The following is a 22130-nucleotide window of genomic DNA, read 5'->3' on the forward strand; positions in this document are numbered from 1 at the left end:
AAATTCATCCCTATAACCTTATGTGTTGAACGATTAGGATATGTCTACTTTTTGTGGACTGAAACTGCTAGTATGGTAAACTAACATTATTTCCAATTAGGAACGGAGAGATTCCATTGTTTGATTCACTATTATTCGATTTGATGCTCGTTATTTTAATTGGTATTTTATCACAATGGACGGCCTGGAAATTTCGAATGCCGGCAATTGTCGTCATGTCAGTTGCGGGACTTCTAGTCGGACCCATTTTCGGTCTAATTAACCCAAAGGATAGTATGGGAGATCTATTTGGTCCAATTATTACGTTTGCCGTGGCAATTATTTTGTTTGAGGGTAGTTTGAATCTAGATTTTAAAGAAATTAAGGGCTTTAGTAAGCCGATAGCCCGAATTGTGACCATTGGTGCATTCATAGCGTGGATTGCCGGAGCGCTAGCGGCACACTATTTGGCAGGACTTTCCTGGGCGGTTGCCTTTGTGATTGGTGGCCTGTTCATTGTTACGGGACCCACTGTTATTTTGCCGCTCTTGAGGCAGGCGAAGCTGAAACCGCGTCCAGCAGCAATTTTGAAATGGGAATCGATTGTTGTTGATCCGTTTGGAGCATTGCTGGCGGTATTCGCTTTTGAGTTTATCAAATTTTTAAATAGCCAAGTGACATTGAATGCGTTGCTGTTGTTCTTCGCGGCATCTATATTTGCGGTACTCCTTGGATGGGGGGCTGCCCGTATAATTGGCGGTGCATTCGAGCGCGGCGGTATTCCGGAGTTTCTGAAAGCGCCGGTACTCTTTGCGGTTGTCCTATTCACGTTCGTTTTCGCGGATGAAATCATGCATGAGACTGGACTGCTTGCGGTAACGGCGATGGGAATGACGATGGCAAATATGCGCTTGAAGTCTATGCATGATATTCGGCAATTCAAAGAGAATATATCCGTACTTCTAATTTCGGGTATATTTGTCATGTTGACGGCGTCACTTGATCCGCATATCCTTATCGAAATTTTTAATCCGCGTATTATCGTGTATGTATTGGCGATGTTGTTTATTGTTAGACCATTATCAATTGGGCTTGCAACAATCAATACGGAGTTAAACATCCGAGAAAAGATTCTAATCGGATGGATTGCACCCAGGGGAATTGTGGCCCTCACTGTTTCAGGTTATTTTGCGACGATTCTACTCGACAATGGCTACAAGGATGCAGAACTATTGACCGCGCTGACATTCGCACTGGTTTTCTCAACAGTGGTCCTACACGGGTTTTCAATTGGCTTCTTGGCTAAGAAAATGAATCTCACAACGACGGATGAATCAGGCGTATTGCTCGTTGGGAGCTCGCGATTTGCAGCGGAGTTTGCCAAATCAGTGAAGGAAACTGGGAATGATGTGCTACTCATCGATCAGTCATGGGCAGAACTATCACATGCCCGAAAGCTTGGACTCAATAGTTACGTTGGAGATATCCTTTCGGAGCAAATTGACTATCATTTCGACTTGGCGCCGTATCGGTATATCCTTGCAATGACGAAGACCGATACGTACAATGCACATATTTGCTCAGACTTTGCACCTGATCTTGGCAGTAAAAACTTGTATCAGACGGCATTCCACGTCGGAAACGAAGACAATGGATTCTCGATAACTGGAGGACAGTCGTTGTTCTCACCTGCCATTTCAATCTATGATTTGGAAGAGCGGATGAATGTAGGGCATGGCATCCGTAAAACATTAATTACAAAACAATATAGTTACACACAGTATTTACGCGAGCGGGATGACAAATCGATTTTGCTATACATTTTACGCGCGGACGGTGCAATTGAATTTTTCACACCGAAAACTGAACCACAGGCCGCGGCAGGTGATGCAATTATCGCGCTTACATCACCTGAGAAAATAATAGAACGGGTGAAAGAGCGTTTGGATGAAGAGAACAGTGAAACGGCTATATCCTATGAAAAAGTAGAAGACTTATTTATAAGGAATGAAAAGCTAGAAAAGCCGGTTATTCCAGGAGATGCACCACTTTCTGCGAAATGAATGTTGTTATAAGTGGTAGGCTGGGCTCGCAAGGGTTTGGCTGCCACTTTTTTGTTGCGATGAACCATGATTTATGGTTTCGTTTCATTCGCCCAACATGCATCCAATCACGTTCTCCCGTATAATCGATGTATGAAGGAAGGGGATCTACCTATGTCTAAATCACTTGTACTGGCTGAAAAGCCGTCCGTGGCTCGCGATATCGCGCGGGTGCTCGGCTGCAATAAAAAAGGAAATGGATTTCTTGAAGGAACAAATTATATTGTTACGTGGGCGCTTGGCCATCTTGTAACACACGCAGATCCTGAAGGCTATGGCAATGAATTCAAGGAGTGGAAACTTGAGCATTTGCCAATTATCCCTGCGCCGTTTAAATTGGTGCCAATTCGCCAGACGATGAAACAGTTCAATGCGGTTAAAGCGCAACTCCTACGTAATGATGTGAAAGATATCATCATCGCGACGGATGCGGGGCGTGAGGGGGAACTTGTTGCACGATGGATTTTGGAGCAAGCCAAGGTTCGCAAGCCTGTCAAACGGTTGTGGATTTCATCGGTCACCGATAAAGCGATCAAAGACGGATTCAACAACTTGAAAGACGGTCGTGCCTATGAAAACTTATATCAGGCGGCAGTAGCCCGTGCGGAAGCGGACTGGGTCGTTGGCATTAACGCGACGCGTGCGTTGACGGTCAAACACAATGCTCAACTTTCAACAGGGCGCGTTCAGACACCGACACTGGCGATGATTGCGGAACGCGAGAATCAGATTCGGGATTTTAAACCCAAATCGTTCTACGGCATGCAAGCATTGACGGAAACAGCGAAGTTTACATGGTGTGATAAGGCAGGTCAAACGCAGTCCTTCGATAAAGAAACAGTAGAGAAGCTCCTTGGGAAAATTGACGGGGTTCATGCTGGAAAAGTGTTAGAAGTTAAAACGACACCGAAGTCACAGCCAGCACCGCATTTATTTGATTTAACAGAGCTCCAAAAAGAAGCGCATCGCCGCTGGTCGTGGTCAGCAAAAGAAACACTATCAACGCTTCAAAATTTGTATGAGCACCATAAAGCAGTGACGTACCCGCGTACAGATTCGAAGCATTTGACATCTGACATGGAAAGTACGCTGAAAGAGCGCATTAAAGCCGTCGATATAGGTCCATATCGTAAAGCGACAAATATGCTTCTGCGTGCTGGTACCATAAAGCCGCAGAAAGGTGTCATTGATGATAAGCGTGTTTCGGATCACCATGCTATCATACCTACTGAGGAAACACCGATTCTTCAGAAGTTGTCTGATAAGGAACAACGTTTATATGATTTAATCGTTAAACGTTTCTTAGCTGTCTTCTTCGGGCCGTTCCGTTATGACCAAGTAACCGCTGAACTCGCAGTTGGTGGAGAAATATTCAAAGCAAAAGGCCGTACTGTTACGGATGAAGGTTGGAAAAAAGTTTATTCGACAGAGGAAGAAGAACTAGACACAGATACACTTCCACCATTTACAAAAGGTGAAGATGTTGCTATTCAGGCTATCGTTATGACGAATGGTCAAACGAAACCACCTGCCCGTTTCAATGAAGGAACATTGCTTGCGGCGATGGAAAATCCCTCGCAGTTCATGCAAGGCGAATCAAAAGAACTAATTAAAACAATTGGTGAAACAGGCGGACTCGGAACGGTTGCAACACGTGCTGATGTCATTGAACGCTTATTCAACTCATTCGTTATGGAGAAAAAGGGAAATGACATTTACACGACGTCTAAAGGACGCCAACTGCTTGACCTCGTTCCGGAAGATTTGAAATCACCGGCACTAACAGCTGAATGGGAACAAGGGCTGACAAAAATCGCGAATGGCCAGATGAAAAAAGAAGAGTTTATGAAAGATATGATTGGCTTTTCGAAGCAAACCGTTACTGAAATTAAAACAGATGATAAAAAATATAAACATGATAATGTCACAGGGAAAGCGTGCCCAGATTGCGGTAAGCTGCTGTTAGAAGTGAACGGCAAGCGCGGCAAGATGCTGGTTTGTCAGGACCGTGAATGTGGCCACCGCAAAAACGTCTCCATGCTGACGAATGCCAGATGTCCAGTTTGTAAAAAGAAATTGGAGATGCGCGGTGAAGGCGACGGACGGATTTTCGTTTGTAAATGTGGTCACCGTGAGAAGTTATCGGCATTTGAGAAACGTAGAGAGAACTCGGGAGGTAAAAAAGCGGATAAACGTGATGTTCAGAAGTATATGAAGAAACAGGGAGCACCGGAAGAATTGGAGAATACCGCAATGGCGGATGCGCTAAAGAAACTATTCGATAAGTGATTCCTTTATAGCGCTTTCGTAGGGTTTATTCTTCCAAATGAATTGGGTATACTCGAATTAATAGATTTATGCAAATTCGTTTATGCGGAGGTGAAGTAAGATGAATGCGGTTATGACTCAGGCTGTAGCAAGCGACCCTATTCAACGATTTGATGCAAGCAGGCGCAGGAATGCTGAAAGTGCTTATAATCGCAATGTACAATACAATGGGCAGAACCAAAAAACGGTTGAAGATCTAGAGGCTTTATTGATAGGGGAAAAAGAACCTGAATTTGTTCAATCAAAGCGACATGCATCCCCGCAGCTGGGCACAGGACAGATGAAGCAGATTGTGCTGCCGATTGGAACAACGCTTGAAGAGACGATTGCTAGTTGGAGAGATGTGCGGGCTGAAGCAATTTCAGAACCGGAACCGACAACGGCGGATTATAATCTTGCAGCTACTGCATCAGCAAAAATCATGCGGACAGAAGCGCAGATCATATTGCACAACAGGGCTCAATCCGAAATCGACATTGCCTCAGCATGTGAAGAAGCCGATACTTCAAAAATGGCATCCAAAGAACTTCCCTCCGTTGTCGAACGCGAAATACTCATCATGCAAAGACGGTACGAAAAGGCGATTTCGACTTACTCTTTCCAAGTCTTAATGAAACAGAAAGGATTCGAAATCGATCGGCCGAGCTTTTATAAAATTGCATGAATGGATACAAAAGGTCGCCTAGTAAATGGCGGCCTTTTGTTTTTGGAAAGGTGAGATGAATGAATGGCAAAGCAAAATAAGCAAGTAAAAACGAATGCAGTGCGGATTTTGGATGGGGAAAATGTATCCTATGAACTAATGGAATACGATGTAGCCGACGGTCTGTTGGATGGAGTTTCTGTCGCGGAAAAAACTGGGCAAGCAGTAGAAACAGTTTATAAGACGCTCGTCACGATTGCAGGGCCGCGCGAACTTTTCATCTTTTTAGTACCAGTAGCTGCCGAACTTGATTTGAAAAAAGCGGCAAGAGCTGCCAAAGTGAAAAAGCTCGATATGCTACCGTTGAAAGAGTTGACGAAAGAAACGGGCTATGTGCGCGGAGGATGTTCAGTTGTCGGGATGAAAAAGAAATACCCAACATTCATTGATAAATCAGCAGAAGGTCTTAAATTGATGATTGTTAGTGCGGGAAAGCCGGGATTACAGATGAAACTAGTTCCGGGTGAGTTAGCTAGGGTGACTGAAGCGCTTTTTATCGATATTGTGAAAAGTTGATAGTCTGTATCAAGGACAGAGGACATGTTACAATGAATAGATTGCAAGTAAGGCATTCGCGCGTGTTGCGTGAGTGTCTTTTATTGTTGTTCGTTGCTACTAACTACTTACACATTCATTAGGAAGAAGGACTTGTATGGGAAAGATAGTAATATGGAGATGGACATTTTTTTTGGTAGGAATGATGATTTTATCGCTAGGTATTTCAATGACGATTAAAGGTCAAGGACTCGGAATCGGCCCATGGGATGTATTGCATGTCGGGTTGTATAAAAACTTTGGCTTGACGATTGGTACATGGGGGATTATTACAGGATTCATTATTGTCATTTCAACTGCTGCAGTTTTGAAAGAATGGCCGCAGATTGGAACGTGGTTGAATATGATTCTAATTGGACTTTTTATTGACTTATTCAATTGGCTGCTACCAGATATCACTACGATGGGCGCGCAAATACTTATGTTCTCGGCAGGTGTAATTGTTATGGGATATGGCGTCGGGATTTATATTTCACCTAATATCGGTGCGGGTCCACGGGATAGTCTTATGCTTGTCCTTGTTAAAAAAACGGGAGCTAGCGTGAAAAAGGTTCGGACTACACTCGAAGTCATTGTTGCAATTGTAGGCTGGTTATTCGGCGGTCCAATTGGAATTGGGACAGTGTTAATTGCTTTATTCTTGGGGCAAATTGCCCATTATACATTGCCACAATGCCGCAAATTCTTGTTGAAAGTTATTGGTAAAGAAGAAGAAGAGGCTTTATTCTAAATCGGAAATATTTTGAAAGTATAAGAAGTTATAATTTTTTTACCTGGAGCAGTATCTAGACTCCGGCGCCTAGCCCCTCGAGTCGCTTCAGTCCTTAAGTTAAAGGCAAAAAGCGCCTTTATCTTAAGGCCCTCCAGCGCTTGTCGGGTCTACCAAGGCGCTTGCGCTTTTATTATTTTCCAAGCATGTGCTTCCAAGCCGTGCTTTTTTTTATTGTCCGGGCATACGTTAATCGTATGAGAAGAAAGGATGATCAGAATGAATGGAACAATCACCCAATACATGGGGACAGCCTATACAGGTGCAGGGATTTCCCACAAATATGACAAACTGATTGCTTTGGCTTCACAAACTTTATTTCTGAAATGTCCTCCTACAAATGCAATTTCAAGCGTGTTGAATGAAGCTGCCGCACATTACGTCAAACAGGGCTATGACATAGATCGGTTTATGGATCCCATACAGCCTGACAAAACGGACGCAATCTATATTAAAGGACCAAACGTACTGATCCTTCAAGCGTCCCATCCAGTTGCACTTGAACCAACAGATATAGGTGGAAAACATAAGGTTATCAGTTTTTACGATGTCTATGATGAAGCGAAGTTGCGTGAACAGAATGGTTCGATTGTGAAAATGTTGACAGAATCGAGCGTTGCGTTAAAAAAGGCGTTACAATCACTCGAAGATGCAAAAGGCATTCATGATGATTGGGAAAAAGTGAACATCAGACGAATGATGTGGGATGTTCATGTGGATAAAATAAATTCACTGAAAGAAGAACTATTTGGTACAATCCAGCTGAATAAAGGATCGGTTGTTTCGCACAGACTTATCGGTTCATTGACATCTGGAGGGGCACAAGATTTCATGTCCTCTATTACAAAGCGAATAGATCGACGAATGCTGATAAAAGCTTTTCCGGGAACGGGAAAATCGACACTTATGAAAACGCTTGGAGCGGAAGCAGAAAAGCGTGGATTTGACGTTCAGTACGGTTGGTGCGGACTGGATCCTTCAGGGGTAGATCTCGTTCTTTTCCCTGAACTATCTGTGTGTATCCTTGATGCAACAGAACCGCATGTTTACGATGTGGAACGCAAGGGGGATGAATTGCTGGACCTCATGAACTTATGTGAGGAAGATACGGGCGCTGAAGAGGAAATTTCCGTAATCCGTGAAGCTTATGCAGAGAAAATGCTCGATGCCACTGGTTATATGCAGTCTTATGCACAAGCTGAAAACAGTATGAAAGTCATGATGGATTCAGCTATTATTCGATCTGTATTTGAGAAGAAAACGGGTTCGCTTTTGAATTTGATTTAAAAAGTATGCGCTTTATTCTACGATTGGGCCGGTCGTATGCTAAAATGAGGGTATCATTTGTTTGAAAGGAAGATTACATTGTCAAAAAAACTAAATGCATTTTTACAGGAGAACCTAAAAGAACTCCGTGATCAAGGACTATACAATGAAATTGACCCTATTGAAGGACCAAACGGCCCAATCATTAAAATTAAAGGTAAAGACCTTATAAACTTGTCTTCAAATAACTATCTAGGACTTGCAACAGACGCAGATTTGAAAAAGCTGGCGATTGCCGCAACTGAAAAATACGGCGTCGGTGCAGGTGCAGTCCGCACAATCAATGGTACGCTCGATATCCACGTTCAGTTGGAAAAGAAGCTCGCTGAGTTCAAAGGAACGGAAGCGGCAATTTCTTATCAATCAGGATTCAACTGTAATATGGCGGCAATTTCCGCTGTCATGACTAAAAAAGACGCGATTCTTTCGGATGAATTAAATCACGCTTCTATCATCGACGGCTGTCGCCTTTCTGGTGCGAAAGTAATTCGCGTCAATCATCAGGACATGGATGACCTTCGTGCAAAAGCGAAAGAAGCAACTGAATCCGGCCTGTATGAAAAAGTAATGTATATTACGGACGGCGTGTTCTCAATGGACGGCAATATCGCTAACCTTCCTGAAGTTGTGAAAATTGCGAAGGAATTCGACTTGATCACTTATGTCGATGACGCGCATGGTTCAGGCGTTACTGGTAAAGGAAAAGGGACCGTCAAACATTTCGGTCTTGAAAAAGAGATTGACCTTCAAATGGGTACGCTATCGAAAGCAATCGGTGTTGTCGGCGGATATGTTGCAGGAACACAGGAATTGATTGACTGGCTGAAAGTTCGTTCACGTCCATTCCTATTCTCCACGGCACTTCCGGCAGGGGATGTTGCTGCGATTATGGGCGCATTGGACAAGATATCGGAATCTACAGAGCTGCATGATAAACTGTGGGAAAACGGTAACTACTTAAAAGCTGGGCTTAAGAAATTAGGCTTCAATATTGGTGCTTCTGAAACGCCAATTACACCATGCATCATCGGTGAAGAGAAGCTGACACAACAATTTTCAAAACGTCTTGCAGAAGAAGGCGTCTACGCTAAATCAATCGTCTTCCCGACAGTCGCTAAAGGAAAAGGCCGCGTCCGCAACATGCCAACTGCAGCGCATACCAAAGAAATGATTGACGATGCACTCGTCATTTACGAAAAAGTTGGAAAAGAACTTAACGTAATTTCATAATAAACTAGGAATCCCGGATGGCTTAGATGCTGTCCGGGATTTTTTTTGGACTGTGAGGGATTGTCGCGAAGTCATGGAGCCGTTGGGTGAGTTCATGGCTCGTCCGCGAAGTCATGGCAAACAGCGTTGAATTCATGGAGCTGTTGTGTGAGTTCATGGGTCTGTCGCGAATTCATGGCAAATGTCGTTGGATTCATGGAGCTAGTGTGTGAGTTCATGGCTCAGTCGCGAAGTCATGGCAAATGTCGTTGGATTCATGGAGACGGTGTGTGAGTTCATGGCTCGTCCGCGAAGTCATGGCAAATGTCGTTGACTTCATGGAGCCGGCGGGTGAGTTCATGGCTCGTCCGCGAAGTCAGGAAAATGGGGATAACAGTCAAGAAAGGACTCGCACGCCGTGAACCGAAGCAACTGAAAACGGTTCATTGTTAATGAAGAGAGTAATATCAACGAACAAGCACATACTTATACAAACAAAAAAAAGCCCTACTAGGGCTTTTTTCATTCGGTAAATTTAAATTTCACCTCATTATATGAAATGCCACATATCGTTGCATGCTGAATTTATATAACTCACCACTGTGCATCTGACGTTTTTTGTTAATTGCATTGGAGAAGTTTGGTAGTAATCCACTGAGACAAAAACAAGGTTGTCTTTTCTAGGAGAACGTTTTATAATGAATTAAAGTGATAGAATCAATGAAATTATAAAAATAAAATATACGTGTACTCTCCATAAATACAAACGTTTGAAAGCGGGGAATTAGTAATAATGAAAAAAATCATGGTGACAGGCGCTTTAGGCCAAATCGGTTCAGAATTAATTACAAAGTTACGTTCAGAATATGGCACAGAGAATGTCTTGGCGACAGATATACGTCGCACGGATGTTGCAACAGAGGGTCCTTTTGAATTACTTGACGTGACAGATGCGAATAACATGCATGCGCTTGCAAAGGACTTCGGTGCAGACACGATGATGCATATGGCTGCATTATTATCTGCTAAAGCGGAAGATGAGCCATTATTTGCATGGAATCTCAATATGGGTGGCCTTATGAACGCACTTGAAGTATCACGTGAACTGGACATGCAGTTTTTCACACCAAGTTCAATCGGGGCATTCGGTCCTTCAACACCGAAAAAAGATACACCACAAGACACATTACAAAGACCAACGACAATGTATGGCGTCAATAAAGTCGCTGGTGAATTACTATGCGATTACTATTTCCACAAATTCGGAATGGATACGCGCGGCGTTCGTTTCCCTGGTCTTATCTCATATGTATCGAAACCTGGCGGCGGAACTACAGATTACGCGGTCGATATTTACTATAAAGCACTTGAAGAAGGGAAATACACTTCTTACATTGCAGAGGGAACGCGCATGGATATGATGTATATGCCTGATGCGTTACAGGCGATTGTCGATTTAATGGAAGCAAATCCGACGAAATTGATTCACCGCAATGCATTTAATGTAACGGCGATGAGTTTTGAACCGTCTGAAATCGCAGCTTCTATAAAAAAACAGATTCCTACTTTTGAAATGGCATACGACGTAGATCCAGTTCGCCAGGCGATTGCTGACAGCTGGCCAGATTCGATTGATGCAACAGCTGCTGTAAATGAATGGGGCTTCAAAGCGAATTATGATTTGGATAAAATGACAGTGGACATGCTGGCAAAACTAAAAACTAAATTGAATGTTTAAGATAACTGCCGCGGAAAAGTTTCCGCGGTTTTTATTTTGGAATGAAAGGGGGTACTTCCTTCTCGAAGCAATCATAATTTACGCCAACCCATCATAACCACCCACCAAAAAAGACCTTGCACTAATCTGCAAGGTCTTCCCGTTTCATTAAAATAAAAGATGTGCTACTCCTGCGATAATTGGCAGTGAAATGAGTGTGCGTAAAAGGAAGATGACAACAAGTTCAAAAAAGTTTACAGGGATTTTTGAGCCTAGAAGGAGTCCACCGACTTCGGCCATGAAAATAAGTTGTGTCACTGAAACAGTGGCAACAACGAACAATGTCAACTCGGATGTAATCAGGCCATTCGCAAGGATTACAGGTAGGAACATGTCCGTGAATCCAACGACCATAAGTTGCGCCGCATCTGCCGCCTCCGGGATACCTAGAATGGACAGAATTGGTTCGAATGGTTTCCCTAAAATTGTGAAGACACTTGTATACTCTGCGAGAATCAATGCAATCGTTCCGAAAGCCATAACGACTGGGATAACACCAATCCACATATCAAGAACATTTTTTAGGCCCTCTGAAAAAGTTTTAACTAGTGAACGACTGTTATTCGCTTTTGTTAAAGCATTTTCAAGTCCGTGTGAAAAAGAACTGTATCCCTTTGGTAATTTTTCTTCATCGCCTGTAAACGGTCTACCGTCAATGTACTCATCTTTCTTTTTTGAAAGAGGATAAATCCGCGGCATAATAAATGCAAGGATCAGACCAGTTAAAACGACTGTACCGTAAAATGGTAAGAAGTAAGCACCGAGTCCAACCTCTTCAATAATGACGATAGAAAAGGTAATCGACACAACGGAAAAAGTCGTTCCAATAATGGCAGCTTCTTTCTTCGTGTAAAAACCTTCTTCATACTGCTTACTTGTTAGCAAAACACCAATTGTTCCATCCCCAATCCATGATGTCAGTGCATCAATGGAAGAACGACCTGGTATTTTAAATAGAGGGCGCATTACTTTAACCATCATTGTTCCAAAAAATTCAAGTAAACCGAAATTTAGAAGAAGTGGCAAGAGAATCCCTGCGAATAAAAAGATCGTAAACAGGAATGTAACGAGGCCTGTTTCACTTAGGAGTAGTCCACCCGTATTTTCACCCCAAATAGCTTCCGGACCCACTTGAAGCAAGGTAAGTATAGCTAAAGTAGCCCCTATAATACGGACGATTGTCCAAAAGAGAGAGACTTTGAATAAATTTGTTAGAAAGGATGGCTTGACTTTGTCTCCTCGAATAGCCAAAAATGCAATCGAACCAAGTGCTGCGATAATTAGCGTAATTGTAGCGACCCATGGCATAACCGAAGCAACCGCTCCTGACAATAGATCCGCAAATATGGCAATTGGTATTTTCCAATCCCCGTTATACTTCATCGGTACCATAAACAAAAGTATGCCAAGAATCGATGGAACTAGAAAGTAGAACCATGTTGATAAAGCAAATTTTTTCATTTTATATTCCCCTTTTTGTAACAGTATAACATGTATATGGTGAATAATTATACATATAATATTGTTTTATATCTTAATGAATAAAGTATATACTATTAAAACTTTTCAGTCTATTACTTTCGAAAAACCTTGTAGCTATCATATTAGTATGGATATTACTCTAGAGTATAAATAGTTTGATTAGTTAATAAAAATACATAAAAAAGAGACTGCAAAATCAAAGGTGATTTTGTAGCCTCTTTCTATATATATATTCCTCTTATTCGAAGTCTTTATCCCATTGGTACGTATAAAAGTGCTCGAAATTCAGCCATTTAAGTGCATCTGGATCCTGAGCTGCTAATTTTATCTCCATTTCTTTCATCATCCAAACGGTCTGGGATGCATGAGCTTTTAGCGTTGCAATTTTTTTATCTGCATTCGCTGAGATATCGTGAACGACGTCGGGTTTTCCAAGGACTTCAACGGTATTATTCGCAAAGGCGAGTGTATAAAGTGTAGGACGTTCTGTTTCTGGCATTCTTCGGACCGCACGTACAACTGCACGCGCAGTAGCGTCGTGATCGGGATGGACAGCAAGTCCAGGATAGAATGTGATGACGAGTGAAGGATTCGTTTCTTCGATTAAATCTTCGATTAGTTTAACCATTTTTTCATCATCTTCAAATTCAACTGTTTTATCACGGAATCCCATCATTCGTAAATCGTCGAGTCCCATTGCCTCACACGCTTTTTTCAGTTCTTCTTTTCGGATTTGAGGCAATGTTTCGCGATTTGCAAATGGTGGATTGCCAAGGTTACGTCCCATTTCACCTAAAGTTAAGCAAGCGTACGTAACAGGTACACCCATATCTCTGTAAGACGAAATGGTGCCGGATACGCCGAATGCTTCGTCATCTGGGTGGGGGAATACGACAAGTACATGACGTTCTTTTTTAATCATAAAAAATGGCCTCCTTAATTAATATGTGAACGGTGTTTCGCTGATTTCAAGCGCGACTGCAAGTTTACCCTCTGCATCGAGTCCTGCCATAAGCAAACGCCCGTGTTCGTCGAGTTTGTAATGAGTGATGCCTTGCGCATAAATCCATCCCGATGGCAGTTTCAATCCGATGCGGTGAGGTGAATCGCCAGCCACTTTACCGAGTTCGAATTTGATAACGATATTGCGGATGAATGCTCCAGCGTTGAAAACACTTTCATTGAAATGAGCTGCATATGAGCCGTTCGTTGTTTCGAGATGGATGTACACATCTTTATTGGCGAAAGAAGTTATGAGTTCCTGTAAATGATCTGGTTTTACTAATTCCATGAATAGCCCTCCTTAAAACTGTAACCTTGCTTCTTTATAGTATATAGAAAAGGGTAGTTGAATGCGATTCATGGGCCTTGACGTGGAAAGTGTTTAACGAACAGTGGGAGTTTTAAATGAAATTCGTGAAGTGTCCAACCAACTTGTAGTAGCGTCCAACGAACCGTAGAGTTTTCGATTAACAGAACAAAATAAACGCCAAGAGACAGCGTCTCTTGGCGTTTTTATTGAAATAACTATATTAAATTTCAGTTGCCGTAATTTCAGGTGCACCGAAACGGTTTTTCGCTCCGTGCATAACAGGTCCAACGTATTCATTCAGTTTCCAGCCGTTTGCAATTGCAGCTGAGACGAATTTTTTTGCTTCAAAGACAGATTCTTTAACACCTAGGCCATTTGCAAGGTTCGCTGTAATTGCTGCAGCAAACGTACAGCCTGCGCCGTGATTGTAAGTTGTATCTGTTTTTTCTGTTTCAAGAAGAGTGAACGTTTTACCATCATAGAATAGATCCACCGCTTTATCATGTTTAAGCTGTTTGCCGCCTTTGATGACGACATTACGAGCGCCAAGTGAATGGATTTTTTCCGCAACTGCTTTCATGTCTTCAATGGTCTTCGGTGTTTTTGTGCCAGCAAGTTGTCCAGCTTCAAACAAGTTAGGTGTTACAATTTCTGCTTTTGGAAGAAGGAATTCGATCATCGCATCTACGTTTCCTGGGTTCAACACTTCATCTTCACCTTTACAAACCATAACAGGATCGATGACTACGTGAGATAGGCCGGATTCTGAAATCGCATTACCAGCGATTTTGATAATTTCTTCTGTGCTAAGCATGCCTGTTTTAATCGCATCGATACCTGTTGAAAGTGCAGTCTTGATTTGCGCTTTTAAAACGTCAACGGGTAATGAGTAAACGCCATGTGACCAATTATTATCCGGATCCATTGTCACGATAACTGTAATTGCCGTCATCCCGTATGTACCGTGCTCTTGGAATGTTTTTAAGTCCGCCGCAATCCCTGCGCCGCCTGATGTATCGGATCCTGCGATTGTTAAAGTCTTTTTAAGCGTCATAATTGGTCTATCTCCTTTTTGAATAAATTCTACCTTAATCTTATCAAAAGAATCGGAAATTACAATTGTTCGATGTCATCAGCTTTCATCAATTTATATATGGAGTATGTGAGCAGTGCTGCAATACTACAAATCACAGCAGCACCGAGAAAGTGTTTGCTTATCATAAGCCCGATTGCAAGAGCTAACATGACGATAATTCCACACCCGATTAAGATAAGGAAAACGACAAGTCCAGCGTTTTTAGAACGTTCCGGAACACGGTCACCGTGTTTCGCCGCTTCAGAAATTTTCTTCATTTTGTCACGCAATTGCATATCAGCCATGGCGCATTCCCCCCATGCAATCGTACCATGTCTTTCTAGTTGTTTGAAAGGGAACTTTCCTATAATGTTAACGTATAAGCTAGTGTCGGAAAAAGAGGGAAAGAGGGATGAAGTGTCGGATAACAAGGAAATCGAACGGTTGTTGAAAGAATTGAAAACTTCTAAAGAACAAACTGCAGTGACGATGGAAGAAGTAGAAGACCGCCCGCGTGGATTTTGGCGCGTTGGGAAAGTGGTTTTTTCAGTATGGAGAAAGTCGTCCATCGCAATTGCGCTTCTCATTTTACTGTTGATTGTTGCTTTGCCGTTTGTGACGTTCTTCATATTGAAACAAGGGAGCACGTTTACGGAGCAGAAGGGTGCATACCTTGAACAGATTAAGGATTTGAACGAACTCGCAACTGCCGAAGCTTATACAAAAGTTATCATTGAACGACAAGATAATACATTGTTTGGACAGAGCATTGGACTCAATTTGCCGGGAACGAAACGGCAGTTATTGGTTGTTATTCCGGGATCAGTGAAAGCTGGCGTCGACATGTCTAGCCTTACGGAAAAAGATGTCGTTGTCGATGACAAGAAGAAAACAGTGAAACTAACTTTGCCGCCCGCTACTTTTTTAGGAGGCGCGGAAATTTATTTCGATAAAGTCGAAGTGTATTCCTATGAAGGGGTCTTTCGGGAAAAAGCGAATATTGAAGAGGCCTACGAACTTGCCGCTGAAGCGAAAGAGCTTATATTGGAAGAAACTGTAGGACAGGGTGTCTTGATAACAGCGCAACAGAATGCCGAGAAGACACTGAAAGAAATGTTTTCATTCGCTGGATATGACGTTACGATTGAATTCAAGGAGCAGTGATGGATTGTGAATAAAGAGCTTTTCGGTAATGATTGGGATGAGGTCTTGAATGATGAATTTGAGAAACCTTACTATAGTAAGCTACGTGAATTTCTGAAGAGGGAATATGAGGAAGAGACAATTTATCCGCAGCTGGATGATTTGTGGACTGCATTTAAATTGACGCCTTTCAATAAGGTACAGGTCGTCATATTGGGACAGGATCCGTATCATGGTCCTGGACAAGCGCATGGATTAAGCTTTTCCGTGAAGCCCGGCGTCAAGATACCACCTAGTCTACGCAATATGTTCAAGGAACTTGTGTCTGATATCGATTGTCCGCTGCCGGAGGGCGGCACACTGACGGGGTGGGCGCAACAAGGCGTGCTCATGTTGAATACGGTGCTAACAGTAAGGGATGGACAGGCGCATTCACATCGTAAACAAGGCTGGGAAACGTTTACGGATGAAGTAATCCGGCGTTTGTCGGAGCGAGAAAAACCAATTGTCTTCGTTTTATGGGGCCGTCCTGCACAAGAAAAAAAGAAACTCATCGATGTATCGCGTCATGCAATTATTGAATCGGTTCATCCGAGCCCGTTAAGCGCAAGTCGGGGTTTCGTTGGCAGCCGTCCGTATTCGAAGACCAATCAGATTCTCGAATCGTGGGATGAAACACAGATTGACTGGTGCCAGACAGGCGGCGTGCTTTAAATTTCGCTACCGCGGTGCTAAAGTTAACTTGAAAAGAGGTTGATCGCAAGTGGCAGTAAAATGTTTTCAATGCCGACATTTCTTCGTAACATGGGATCAGCGGAATCCGCGTGGCTGCAAAGCATATGGATTTAAAACGCGGGAACTGCCGTCGAACGTCGTTAAGAGATCGTCCGGCATGGACTGTTTGCAATTTGAGCAGAAGAAAGGGGACATTAAACAGTGATACCATACGACCGGATTATCTCAGAAATGGAGCGGCAACTAAGTGTTGCGAGGCGTACCAATGAGGACAGCACGATGCGGGAAGCGTTTGCTGCTGTCAGATCACTTTGTGAAGTTGCGCTTGGCGGGGAAAGTAAGCGTCAAGAGAAAATCGTCCCAAAAATGCTTACAACTGCTAGCGCTGTACAGTCAATCACTTCATTAGAAGGTACATTGCTTAAAGAAGAGGATGCAAACGGCGGCTCGCTATTTGATTTTTAAATCAGGGTGCCAGGTACTCACCAAAAGAAAGTAGGAAACTATATGCCATTTTTCATTATTGCGGGGGCTGTTAACGCAGCAATCGCCGTCGCATTTGGTGCATTCGGCGCACATGCTTTAAAAGAGAAACTATCCGAACACTATCTAGCAATTTGGGAAACCGCTGTACAGTATCAAATGTTCCATGCGCTCGCGTTGATTGCTGTTGGTATCCTTATGAGTCCAACGCTCTTTGGGTCAGTCACGCAATTAAGCTGGGCGGGTTATTTGATCCTCGCGGGTATCATCATCTTCTCTGGTAGCCTGTATGTACTGAGCCTCTCGGGAATCGGTATACTCGGCGCTATCACACCAATCGGTGGAGTTGCATTCATCGCAGGGTGGATCATGTTGATTATTGCGGCTATTAAATTTTCAAACTAAAAAATCTTCCGCCAGCCCTACAAGGCAGACGGAAGATTTTTTGAATTATTATTCCCGATTGGGCATCAAAGATAAATAACGGAGTAAAGTCTCTTTTTCGCGAGCGGCCACAAGCTTTATGAAAAGCGAGTAATCTTTTTTCAGGGCAACAATATCAAGTGCTTCGTAATAAGCCAGCCGTTCTTCGATTTGGATGGTCACTGGCAAATAGCCGTAACGTATCAGTTCCAAATTCATTAGCAGCCTGGAAGTCCGTCCGTTCCCGTCAATAAATGGATGTATATTAACGAATTTACTGTGTACTAGCATTGCCTTTTCAACAGGGTGTATGTCATTGGCATGCTTATACCAATCAAGAAGTTGCTCCATCTCTTCCTGAATGCGGTGAACAGGGGTTACCTCATGGGATGCCCCTGAAATAATTACTTCCCGAGTGCGATAGACACCAGCACTTTTTGTATCAATACCCCTTAACACGAGGTGATGAATTTCTTTAATCAGTCTCTCTGTCAAAGGTTCCAAAAGGATTTCTTCCAAAAACAGTATGGCATCCCGATGATTGATGGCTTCAAGAAGTTCGCGCATTGATTTTCCACCGACGGTGATGCCGTCTTCTAAAATCACCTTTGTTTCATAGATGGTAAGCGTATTACCTTCAATTGCATTAGAATGGTACGTATTGCGAATGAGAAAGTCCTCTTTTAACTTCTGCACAGTTATGGAAGGCAGAGGACGACGATCATCTAGTTCATTTTTTAGTTGTGTCAATTCGTCTAGTATTAGCATCTGGTCATCCTCCTGTCTTCCTACGTTCTCTTACTCAAAATCATACAACTCCAAGTACTTATATGCAATTCCCCTTGTTTTATTAAACTAAAAAATCTTCCGCCAGCCCTAAAAGGCAGACGGAAGATTTTTTGAATTCAAGGAGTTTGCGGGAAATACTTCACTTCATTATCAAATTCGGCATAATCAAAATAAATCATTGGGAATAAAAAACGATGTCCCGTTGCCGAATCACTTAAGATGACGTGATCACGGCCAGCTGCTTCTACCGTACCGCGTACCTCTTTCGTGTTTTTACCCGAATCTAGGGCGTGCTCGAATGAAAAGTGGAATGTTCCGGGCTCGCCTCTGTTCAATCGTAATATATTTTCAATGTATGACTGTTCTCTTCCGGGTGGTCCGGGTGGTCTTCCTCCAGCTGGAAGCGTTACTTGCGGCGGTGTAACATGCTGATTCTGATAGGGCGGATTCCAATAGTATTGGACCATTTCTTCATCCTTTCTTCTTTTAAGTTACACTTTCGGGCAGTCTTGAACCGTTGGTGAATAGAAACAATGTGATTTGAATCTTCCTGTGTTCCATTGGTTATACCACTGAGCAGGGCATTCTCCGCTAGGCATGAAAAACCATAATGATCGTTCGCCTGGAGTGAAGCGTTCACCGTTGATGACGCGTTTAGCGAGTTTTCGATCCATATCACGAGCCCTTTGATAGAAATAGCTCTTTGTTGTCGCTTCGAATCCTCCTGGTTTTTGATAAACCATATCCTGTAAGCTGCGGATATCATTGAAATCGAGACAATCCGAACGTACACGGTTCACACCGACATTACCTACTAAAAGCATGCCTAATTGGCCATCACCTTCTGCTTCAGCGCGCATTAACCGAGCAAGTAGATCCAATTCAGCATCATTGTATTTGATCACTGCCACGGCCCAACCTCCTTGGAGAATCATATGCGTGGTCGGAATGAAACATACCCATCAAAAACAAAAAAGCCTAACTGCAAAGTTACAGTCAGGCGGAATAACTTACTAGTTAGATGTTGAAGAAAGCCGCTTTTTTATCGCCTTCTAAAATCGTACCCACAAAGAATGAGCCGAATTCAGCGTAGCGTGCGCTTACTTCGTCAAAACGCATTTCGTAAATCAGTTTTTTGAACTGGAGAACATCGTCTGCGAATAGTGTAACGCCCCATTCGTAGTCGTCAAAACCGACAGAACCGGAAATGATTTGTTTCACTTTACCAGCATAGCTGCGGCCAATCAAACCGTGCGCGCGCATCAATTCTTTGCGTTTATCCATATCGAGCATGTACCAGTTCACATCGCCGTCGCGCTTCTTGTCCATCGGGTAGAAGCAGATATATTGGCTACGTTGAAGTTCAGGATACAGACGTCCCCGTACAAATGGGTTCTGGTACGGATCGTCAGTGGATTCTCCTGCAAGGTAGTTCGATAGTTCAACGACTGACAGGTATGAATACGCTGGAATCGTGAAATCGGCAATTGCGAGTTTATTGAATTCTGTTTCAAGCTCCTGCAGTTCATCCATTGTCGGACGCAAAGTCATAAGCATGAAATCTGCTTTTTGGCCAATTACTGTATAGAAAGCATGCGCTCCCGTTTTGTCATCATCTGTTTTTTGAAGTTTTTCAAGGTAAACAAGAAATTCCTCTACTGCTGCTTGGCGTTCTTCTTTTGAAATCAATTTCCAAGATGCCCAGTCCATCGAGCGTAAATCGTGTAAAACATACCAACCATCCAGTGTTTTTGCTGCTTCGATCATATGAAATCAAACTCCTTCATTATGAATTACCTTCTTAAATGAGTGTAGCATAGAAGGCTGTAAAACGTCCTTTGCCAGCGCCATTGTCACGAATTTGACATGAAGTAAATCGCTTTTACCGCCTGCTTTATTGGTGTATGCTTAGAGCATGAGCGTATGGGAAAGGTGGATATTTAATGACTGATTTATTTGGTGAAATTAAAGAAAGTTTAAGCGGTAAAAGAAAGACGATTATCCTACCAGAAGGAACGGATATCCGCGTTTTAGAAGCGGCGTCACGCCTTCAAGAAGAAGGGCTTGTGAAGCCGGTCCTTCTTGGTAATGAAACCGAAGTGCAAGAAGTTGCAACTGAAGCAGGAATTGATATTTCGGAAATAGATGTCATTGATCCCGTGAGTGTTTCCTATTTTGAACAACTAGTTGAAAAGTTCGTGGAACGTCGTGGTGGCAAAGCAACGGTAGAGCAAGCACGTGAACAATTGACGGACGTTAATTATTTCGGAACAATGCTTGTTTATACAGGGCGTGCGGACGGGTTGGTAAGTGGGGCTGCGCATTCGACTGCAGACACGGTACGACCGGCGCTTCAAATTATTAAAACAAAACCAGGCATTTCAAGGACGAGCGGGGCTTTTGTTATGATGAAAGGCGATGAACGGCTTGTATTTGCGGACTGTGCGATTACGGTTGCACCAACAGCGCAAGAACTGGCCGAAATCGCGATTGAAAGCGCCAAAACAGCGCGGGCATTCGGTGTGGATCCACGTGTTGCGATGCTAAGTTTCTCTACAAAAGGATCTGCCGTAACGGAAGAAACAGAAAAAGTTGCGAACGCGGTGAAAATCGCTCAATCACTTGCACCGGATTTGCTACTCGACGGTGAATTCCAATTTGACGCGGCCTATGTTCCGGAGATTGCTGCGAAAAAGGCACCTGAATCAATCATTCAAGGCAATGCCAACGTCTTCGTTTTTCCGTCACTTGAAGCCGGCAATATCGGTTATAAAATTGCGGAGCGTCTTGGCGGCTACGAAGCAATTGGCCCAATTCTTCAAGGACTGAACGCACCCGTAAATGATTTGTCACGCGGTTGTTCCGCTACTGATGTGTACAAGCTTGCCCTGTTAACCGCGGCGCAAAGTCTATGAGCAGGAGAAATTTGAATGATAGCATATGAATCTTTTTTAACTATTCCTGCATGGCGTTTTGTGGATGAATCCATGACAACACGTACCCGTTCCGCACTAGAATCATTCGCCGCAGACGATACGCTTTGCCATCTTGTTGGCCAACAATTGAGCGTGCCAACAGTCCGAACATGGGTGCATAATCAAACTGTCGTGCTGGGCATCCAAGATCATCGACTGCCACATGTCACAGAAGCAGTTTCGACACTTGAAAATGCAGGTTATAACGCGATTGTTCGCAATTCAGGCGGACTAGCAGTGGTGCTTGATGAAGGCGTATTAAACATCTCAATTGTTCTATCTGAACTTGACTCGTCAATCGATATTCCGGCAGGCTATGAAGTAATGCTCGCATTCGTTCGTATGCTTTTTCCGGAAGCAGGTGACCGTATTGAAGCCTATGAAATTGTGGGGTCGTACTGTCCAGGTTCGTATGATTTGAGTATTGATGGCCGTAAATTCGCCGGCATTTCACAGCGCAGATTGCGGCAAGGCATCGCCGTCCAAGTCTATCTTTGCGTCGAAGGAAGCGGGGCAGATCGTGCTGAGCTGATTCGTGATTTTTACGAAACTGGCTTGCAAGGGGAAGAGACGAAGTTCACTTACCCAACCATTAAACCAGAAGTCATGGCATCCCTGTCCGAACTGCTTGACATGCCATTCACGGTGAGTGATATCGTTATTCGAATCCAACTTTTGTTGCGAGAGCTCGCGGATCATGTTGAGATAGGCGGCTTAAAACCGGAAGAAATGGAACTGTACTCCTTTTATTTGAATCGCGTCTTCGAACGAAATCAAAAAATGCTGGCACGCGGATGAAAAAACGGTTGTCCTTTGAAGGGGGCAACCGATTTTTGATTGGAAGAAAGCAACGTCACGCCGAGTAGACAACGTTCCGTTGAAAGTAAGCAACATCCCGCCGAAACAAAACAACGCTCCGTCGAAAGTAAGCAACGTCACGCCGAACTAAACAACGCTCCGTCGAA

The 22130-nt window shown here is 43.2% G+C and carries 24 protein-coding genes; 15 read left to right on the forward strand and 9 right to left on the reverse strand.

Translation table 11 applies throughout. From position 1 onward, the window contains the following. The first annotated feature begins 116 nt into the window (after positions 1 to 116). The 9 genes from I2483_RS06405 (at position 117) to I2483_RS06440 (ending at position 10709) form a co-directional block, all read left to right on the forward strand. Positions 117 to 2042, forward strand: coding sequence for a cation:proton antiporter (locus I2483_RS06405; protein ID WP_255550301.1), 1926 nt, complete (start codon positions 117 to 119; stop codon positions 2040 to 2042). Between the two features lie 153 nt (positions 2043 to 2195). After that, the gene (locus I2483_RS06410) at positions 2196 to 4370 is read left to right on the forward strand and encodes a DNA topoisomerase III (protein ID WP_207174580.1); all 2175 of its coding nucleotides are present in this window, start codon (positions 2196 to 2198) and stop codon (positions 4368 to 4370) included. Positions 4371 to 4470: 100 nt separating this feature from the next. Continuing rightward, positions 4471 to 5073, forward strand: a complete 603-nt coding sequence (locus I2483_RS06415; RefSeq protein WP_207174583.1) for a hypothetical protein — start codon at positions 4471 to 4473, stop codon at positions 5071 to 5073. 63 nt (positions 5074 to 5136) lie between these two features. Further along, complete coding sequence (gene ybaK / locus I2483_RS06420; protein WP_207174585.1) at positions 5137 to 5628, forward strand: Cys-tRNA(Pro) deacylase; 492 nt, start codon at positions 5137 to 5139, stop codon at positions 5626 to 5628. A gap of 136 nt (positions 5629 to 5764) precedes the next feature. Next, the gene (locus I2483_RS06425) at positions 5765 to 6397 is read left to right on the forward strand and encodes a YczE/YyaS/YitT family protein (RefSeq protein WP_186668016.1); all 633 of its coding nucleotides are present in this window, start codon (positions 5765 to 5767) and stop codon (positions 6395 to 6397) included. A 258-nt stretch (positions 6398 to 6655) separates the two neighbouring features. Further along, positions 6656 to 7723 (forward strand): hypothetical protein, encoded by a 1068-nt coding sequence (locus I2483_RS06430; RefSeq protein WP_207174587.1) that lies wholly within the window; start codon positions 6656 to 6658, stop codon positions 7721 to 7723. A gap of 78 nt (positions 7724 to 7801) precedes the next feature. Next, complete coding sequence (locus I2483_RS06435) at positions 7802 to 8992, forward strand: glycine C-acetyltransferase (RefSeq protein WP_207174590.1); 1191 nt, start codon at positions 7802 to 7804, stop codon at positions 8990 to 8992. A gap of 269 nt (positions 8993 to 9261) precedes the next feature. Then, a complete protein-coding gene (locus I2483_RS19350; protein WP_255550302.1) occupies positions 9262 to 9393 on the forward strand; it encodes a hypothetical protein in 132 nt (43 codons plus the stop codon). Between the two features lie 371 nt (positions 9394 to 9764). Continuing rightward, on the forward strand, positions 9765 to 10709 hold the full coding sequence (locus I2483_RS06440) for an L-threonine 3-dehydrogenase (protein WP_207174592.1): 945 nt from the start codon (positions 9765 to 9767) through the stop codon (positions 10707 to 10709). A gap of 147 nt (positions 10710 to 10856) precedes the next feature. Here the strand turns inward: I2483_RS06440 and I2483_RS06445 are convergent, their stop codons facing one another. The 5 genes from I2483_RS06445 to I2483_RS06465 all read right to left on the reverse strand — a co-directional run bounded on the left by I2483_RS06445 (position 10857) and on the right by I2483_RS06465 (position 14922). Next, the gene (locus I2483_RS06445; RefSeq protein WP_207174594.1) at positions 10857 to 12209 is read right to left on the reverse strand and encodes a YjiH family protein; all 1353 of its coding nucleotides are present in this window, start codon (positions 12207 to 12209) and stop codon (positions 10857 to 10859) included. Between the two features lie 259 nt (positions 12210 to 12468). Further along, positions 12469 to 13149: a bacillithiol biosynthesis deacetylase BshB2 gene (bshB2, locus tag I2483_RS06450; RefSeq protein WP_186668346.1), complete on the reverse strand. Its 681-nt coding sequence runs from the start codon at positions 13147 to 13149 to the stop codon at positions 12469 to 12471. Between the two features lie 21 nt (positions 13150 to 13170). After that, the gene (locus I2483_RS06455; RefSeq protein ID WP_186668008.1) at positions 13171 to 13521 is read right to left on the reverse strand and encodes a YojF family protein; all 351 of its coding nucleotides are present in this window, start codon (positions 13519 to 13521) and stop codon (positions 13171 to 13173) included. Between the two features lie 241 nt (positions 13522 to 13762). Beyond that, on the reverse strand, positions 13763 to 14596 hold the full coding sequence (gene thiD / locus I2483_RS06460; protein WP_207174596.1) for a bifunctional hydroxymethylpyrimidine kinase/phosphomethylpyrimidine kinase: 834 nt from the start codon (positions 14594 to 14596) through the stop codon (positions 13763 to 13765). A gap of 59 nt (positions 14597 to 14655) precedes the next feature. Continuing rightward, positions 14656 to 14922 (reverse strand): hypothetical protein, encoded by a 267-nt coding sequence (locus I2483_RS06465; RefSeq protein WP_207174598.1) that lies wholly within the window; start codon positions 14920 to 14922, stop codon positions 14656 to 14658. A 64-nt stretch (positions 14923 to 14986) separates the two neighbouring features. Here I2483_RS06465 and I2483_RS06470 point away from each other — a divergent pair, with 64 nt between their 5' ends. The 4 genes from I2483_RS06470 to I2483_RS06485 all read left to right on the forward strand — a co-directional run bounded on the left by I2483_RS06470 (position 14987) and on the right by I2483_RS06485 (position 17383). Further along, a complete protein-coding gene (locus tag I2483_RS06470; protein WP_207174600.1) occupies positions 14987 to 15781 on the forward strand; it encodes a DUF4230 domain-containing protein in 795 nt (264 codons plus the stop codon). Between the two features lie 6 nt (positions 15782 to 15787). Continuing rightward, the gene (locus tag I2483_RS06475) at positions 15788 to 16474 is read left to right on the forward strand and encodes a uracil-DNA glycosylase (protein ID WP_207174602.1); all 687 of its coding nucleotides are present in this window, start codon (positions 15788 to 15790) and stop codon (positions 16472 to 16474) included. 222 nt (positions 16475 to 16696) lie between these two features. After that, positions 16697 to 16960, forward strand: a complete 264-nt coding sequence (locus I2483_RS06480; protein ID WP_207174604.1) for a DUF5327 family protein — start codon at positions 16697 to 16699, stop codon at positions 16958 to 16960. Between the two features lie 42 nt (positions 16961 to 17002). Then, positions 17003 to 17383 carry a DUF423 domain-containing protein gene (locus I2483_RS06485; RefSeq protein WP_207174605.1) on the forward strand — a complete coding sequence of 127 codons (381 nt, stop codon included), beginning with the start codon at positions 17003 to 17005 and terminating at the stop codon, positions 17381 to 17383. A 48-nt stretch (positions 17384 to 17431) separates the two neighbouring features. Here the strand turns inward: I2483_RS06485 and I2483_RS06490 are convergent, their stop codons facing one another. From I2483_RS06490 to hemQ, 4 genes are all read right to left on the reverse strand, one after another. After that, the gene (locus I2483_RS06490) at positions 17432 to 18169 is read right to left on the reverse strand and encodes a Fic family protein (RefSeq protein ID WP_218624878.1); all 738 of its coding nucleotides are present in this window, start codon (positions 18167 to 18169) and stop codon (positions 17432 to 17434) included. 137 nt (positions 18170 to 18306) lie between these two features. Continuing rightward, positions 18307 to 18657 (reverse strand): spore coat protein GerQ, encoded by a 351-nt coding sequence (gene gerQ / locus I2483_RS06495; protein WP_207174607.1) that lies wholly within the window; start codon positions 18655 to 18657, stop codon positions 18307 to 18309. A 24-nt stretch (positions 18658 to 18681) separates the two neighbouring features. Further along, positions 18682 to 19125, reverse strand: a complete 444-nt coding sequence (locus I2483_RS06500) for a cell wall hydrolase (RefSeq protein ID WP_218624879.1) — start codon at positions 19123 to 19125, stop codon at positions 18682 to 18684. A gap of 82 nt (positions 19126 to 19207) precedes the next feature. Further along, on the reverse strand, positions 19208 to 19957 hold the full coding sequence (gene hemQ, locus I2483_RS06505) for a hydrogen peroxide-dependent heme synthase (RefSeq protein WP_207174610.1): 750 nt from the start codon (positions 19955 to 19957) through the stop codon (positions 19208 to 19210). 176 nt (positions 19958 to 20133) lie between these two features. On the opposite strand from hemQ, the gene pta reads away from it, so the two are divergent. Continuing rightward, positions 20134 to 21105: a phosphate acetyltransferase gene (gene pta, locus I2483_RS06510; RefSeq protein WP_207174612.1), complete on the forward strand. Its 972-nt coding sequence runs from the start codon at positions 20134 to 20136 to the stop codon at positions 21103 to 21105. 15 nt (positions 21106 to 21120) lie between these two features. Next, positions 21121 to 21963, forward strand: coding sequence for an octanoyl-[GcvH]:protein N-octanoyltransferase (gene lipL / locus I2483_RS06515; RefSeq protein ID WP_207174614.1), 843 nt, complete (start codon positions 21121 to 21123; stop codon positions 21961 to 21963). Positions 21964 to 22130 lie beyond the last annotated feature (167 nt).

This window comes from Sporosarcina sp. E16_3 (assembly GCF_017347125.1).
Lineage (GTDB): Bacteria > Bacillota > Bacilli > Bacillales_A > Planococcaceae > Sporosarcina.